This window comes from Nocardia sp. NPDC058497 (genome assembly GCF_042720195.1).
Classification (GTDB): Bacteria; Actinomycetota; Actinomycetes; order Mycobacteriales; family Mycobacteriaceae; genus Nocardia.
Window position 1 is genome coordinate 1 of sequence record NZ_JBHXMY010000635.1, and the last position, 3,277, is coordinate 3,277.

Here is a 3,277-nt window from a genome sequence, read left to right on the forward strand (position 1 = left end):
TGGGGGGGCGGGTTCTGTTGTTTATCTGACACTGCTGTTTTGCGCCCCGTTTGGCGGTGGGGCCTCAACCGGGCACCCCGCCCCCCCCACGTTTGGGGGGGCGGGCGGGCTCGGGAAGGGGATCAGGCGCGACGCCGGGAGACCGCCCAGATCGCGATGCCGATGCCGATCAGCGCGACCACGCCGACACCGATGCCGACGAAGGCGAGCCACGGCGTCGACGAGTCCGAACCACTCACGGCGACAGGCTTTTCGGTGCCGGGCTGCGCCTGCTCGCCGAGCACGTCGGGACTGCCGGTCACGTAGGTCGGTCCCGCCTCGGTATCACCCGCGACGGTCGAGTTCGACCGGAGTCGGCGGCATGGCCGTCGTGCCCGACGGCATCCCGACCTTGACCGCGATGTAGTACCACCCGGCCACCGACTGCTGCTGTACGGGGGTCTCGCTGGCGTCTCGGTTCGCGTAGCGGATCGGGACGGTCGCGCCTTCGAGATCCGTGGCCTGGCGCCCGGAGTGGGAGTTCGTATCCTCGTCGACCTGGCCGCCGACCGGCGAGTACACGGTCGTGGTGACGTTCGTGGAGTTGGTGTATCCCGCCCCGCCGGTTTCGGTGAACCGCACGCGATAGGCCAGCCCCATCATGGTGGCGCCCTGGTCGGGGCGCTGCATGGACCCGGACGCGTCCAGGATGAGCATGGTCGGCGAGTACTGCGCCGGGTCGGCGTGCGCCGCCGTCACGGGGAGCAGGGTGAGCGCTGTGGCGGTCAGTGCCGCGGTCAGCGTCCTGAATCTCGACATCGTCCTCGACTTCGTCAACCGGGATGGAAACCGAACAGATGTTACAGATCGGGCGCGCCGGTACTAACCCCAAAATCGGTGGCGCGAGCCACCGTTTACCGGACGAAATCGTGATTCGGCAGGTTATCGGGAGGTTGTCTCGCGCCTGCCGCATGATGACGTCGTCGCGGGGCACACTCGACCGCATGGCTTCGCAGGCCCGCGACGCGCAGGAGCGCAAACGGAACGGCAGGCACTACACCCCGCCTGCCCTCGCGCGGTTCCTGGCGCGACGGGCGCTGCTGCACGCGCCACGCGCCGGTGAGCTCCGCGTGCTCGACCCGGCCTGCGGTGACGGCGAGTTGCTCCTCGCGGTGCAGCGGGAGGTCGCGCCGGACGTCACGGTACGGCTGACCGGCTATGACCTGGACCGGCGGGCCGTCGGTGAGGCCGCCGCGCGCGCCGCCGCCGAAGGCATCGAGATCGATTGCCGGGCAGGTGATTTCCTCGCCGTGTCGGCCCGCATCGCCGACGGTTCGTTCGACCTGGTCATCAGCAATCCGCCGTATGTGCGGACCCAGCAGCTCGGCGGTTCGACGGCGCAGCTGCTGAGCAAGCAGTTCGGTCTGCGCGGGCGCATCGACCTCACCCATCCGTTCGTGGCGATCGCGCCCCGGCTGCTCGCCGCCGACGGCGTCCTCGGATTGCTCTGTGCGAACCGGTTTCTCACCACCAGGGCCGGGGCGAACCTGCGCCGGATCCTGACGAGCGAGCTGCATCCGGCCGAACTCTACGACCTCGGCGACACCAAGCTCTTCGCGGCCGCCGTACTGCCCGCGATCACGGTCGCGACCCGCGCGCCCACGGAATGCGACTGCCGGTACGTCTCGGTCTACGAAGAACCCGGCGCCGAACCCGACTGCGCCACCGACTTGTTCGATGCGCTGGCCGGGGACAGCGCCTGCCTGGTCGGCGACGGCGGACGGGTGTTCGCTGTCGAAGTGGGCGTGCTGTCGACCGCCGCGCACCCCGACGATCGATCCGGCGTGGACCTACCGAAGTCCGACCGGCCCTCAGCCGCCGGGACGAGCGGTCGATCCGGCGGGCCTGACCGGGCGAGAGCTGTTCGCCCTGCCCGGTCCGGCGACACCGCCTGGCGCATGTCGCGTCCCGCCCTCGACAGCTGGCTCAGCACCATCGCGGACAGCACCTGGCGGACTTTCGGCGACACCGCCCGCATTCGCGTCGGCATCAAGACCACCGCCGACCGGGTGTTCATCTCCGACCGCTGGGACCAGATGGACCCGACCCCGGAGCCGGAACTGTTGCGGCAGTTGATCACCCACCACGATCTGCAACCATGGCGGATCGGGCGGGACCGCGGCACCAGGGTCCTCTACCCCTACGACCTCATGCAGCCGCGCCGCACGCCTATCGACCTCGCCGAATTCCCTGGCGCCGCACAGTATCTGCGCTCACACGAGCAGGTGTTGTCGGGCCGCAGGTACGTCCTCGACGGCGGCCGGAAGTGGTTCGAGATCTGGGTTCCGCAGCGCCCGCACCTGTGGGGCGCACCGAAACTGGTGTTTCCCGATATCAGCGAGCGCCCGCGGTTCGCGCTCGACCGGTCCGGCGCGGTGGTCAACGGCGACTGCTACTGGATCTCGCTCACCGATCTCGGAACCGGAGAGCAGGCGACCGATCTCGCGTATCTGCTGATGGGCGTGGCGAATTCGGCACTGGGACTGCGGTTCTACGACGCGGTGTGCGGCAACCGGCTGTATTCGGGACGACGGCGCTGGATCACCCAGTACGTGGCCCGGTTGCCACTGCCCGATCCGGCCGGTCCCGCGTCGGCCGAGATCGTCGGGCGGGTGCGGGCCGTGCTGGAAGACGGTGTCCCCGTGGCGGAGGCGAGCATCGACGAGGCCGTCGCCGCCGCGTTCGGGGTGCCCGCTCAGTGAGCGACGCGGATGCCGACCATCGGCAACAGGGTGCGGCGGGCGAAGTCGCGGCCCGCCGCCGGGTCGTCGAGGGGGATGAGACCGTCCGGGGTGAGCGCCAGCGACAGCGCGAGCCGCGCCATGATCTCGGCGACCAGATCGGGTTCGAAGTCGGGGACCGTCGCGCCCACCTCCAGTTCGCGGAGTTTGTCGGCGAGATAGCCGCGCCCGACCGCGAGGATGGGGCCCGCCTCGGTGGTGAGCCTGGGCAGGATGATCTCCGGTTCGGTACCGAGCAGCCTGCGTAGCAGTTCGTTGCCCGCGATGGTCGTCACGAACGCGGCGAAGATCTCGACGAGCTGTTCGCCCGGCTCGGTGACCGCGCGCACCCGCTCGTCGATCTCGGTGACATAGCGCTGGGCCTCCCGCACGCCCACCGCTTCGACCAGGTCGTTATTGGATTCTTATCGTAGGTAAAGGGTGGCCGGGATTTTGCAGTCCCGCCGGGCGAGATCTCCCCAAAACAGTAGTGTTTTTAGGAATTATATAAAAAAAAA

At 68.9% G+C, this 3,277-nt stretch carries 4 protein-coding genes; 1 reads left to right on the forward strand and 3 read right to left on the reverse strand.

What is annotated here, in order from left to right; genetic code table 11:
- Positions 1-122: 122 nt before the first annotated feature.
- Positions 123-302, reverse strand: a complete 180-nt coding sequence (locus ACFWPJ_RS28590) for a hypothetical protein (RefSeq protein WP_378855969.1) — start codon at positions 300-302, stop codon at positions 123-125.
- Between the two features lie 22 nt (positions 303-324).
- Positions 325-798 (reverse strand): hypothetical protein, encoded by a 474-nt coding sequence (locus tag ACFWPJ_RS28595; RefSeq protein ID WP_378855971.1) that lies wholly within the window; start codon positions 796-798, stop codon positions 325-327.
- 185 nt (positions 799-983) lie between these two features.
- On the opposite strand from ACFWPJ_RS28595, the gene ACFWPJ_RS28600 reads away from it, so the two are divergent.
- Positions 984-2,741: an Eco57I restriction-modification methylase domain-containing protein gene (locus tag ACFWPJ_RS28600; protein WP_378855973.1), complete on the forward strand. Its 1,758-nt coding sequence runs from the start codon at positions 984-986 to the stop codon at positions 2,739-2,741.
- Here ACFWPJ_RS28600 and ACFWPJ_RS28605 read toward each other — a convergent pair.
- Positions 2,735-3,157, reverse strand: a complete 423-nt coding sequence (locus ACFWPJ_RS28605) for a hypothetical protein (RefSeq protein ID WP_378855975.1) — start codon at positions 3,155-3,157, stop codon at positions 2,735-2,737. The two genes, ACFWPJ_RS28600 and ACFWPJ_RS28605, sit on opposite strands and share 7 nt — an antisense overlap.
- Positions 3,158-3,277: the final 120 nt, after the last annotated feature.

Bases quoted from the DNA above. Each gene is read 5' to 3' on its own strand.
- ACFWPJ_RS28600 (WP_378855973.1), top strand. From the start codon at position 984: ATGGCTTCGCAGGCCCGCGACGCGCAGGAGCGCAAACGGAACGGCAGG.
- ACFWPJ_RS28595 (WP_378855971.1), bottom strand. From the start codon at position 798: ATGTCGAGATTCAGGACGCTGACCGCGGCACTGACCGCCACAGCGCTC.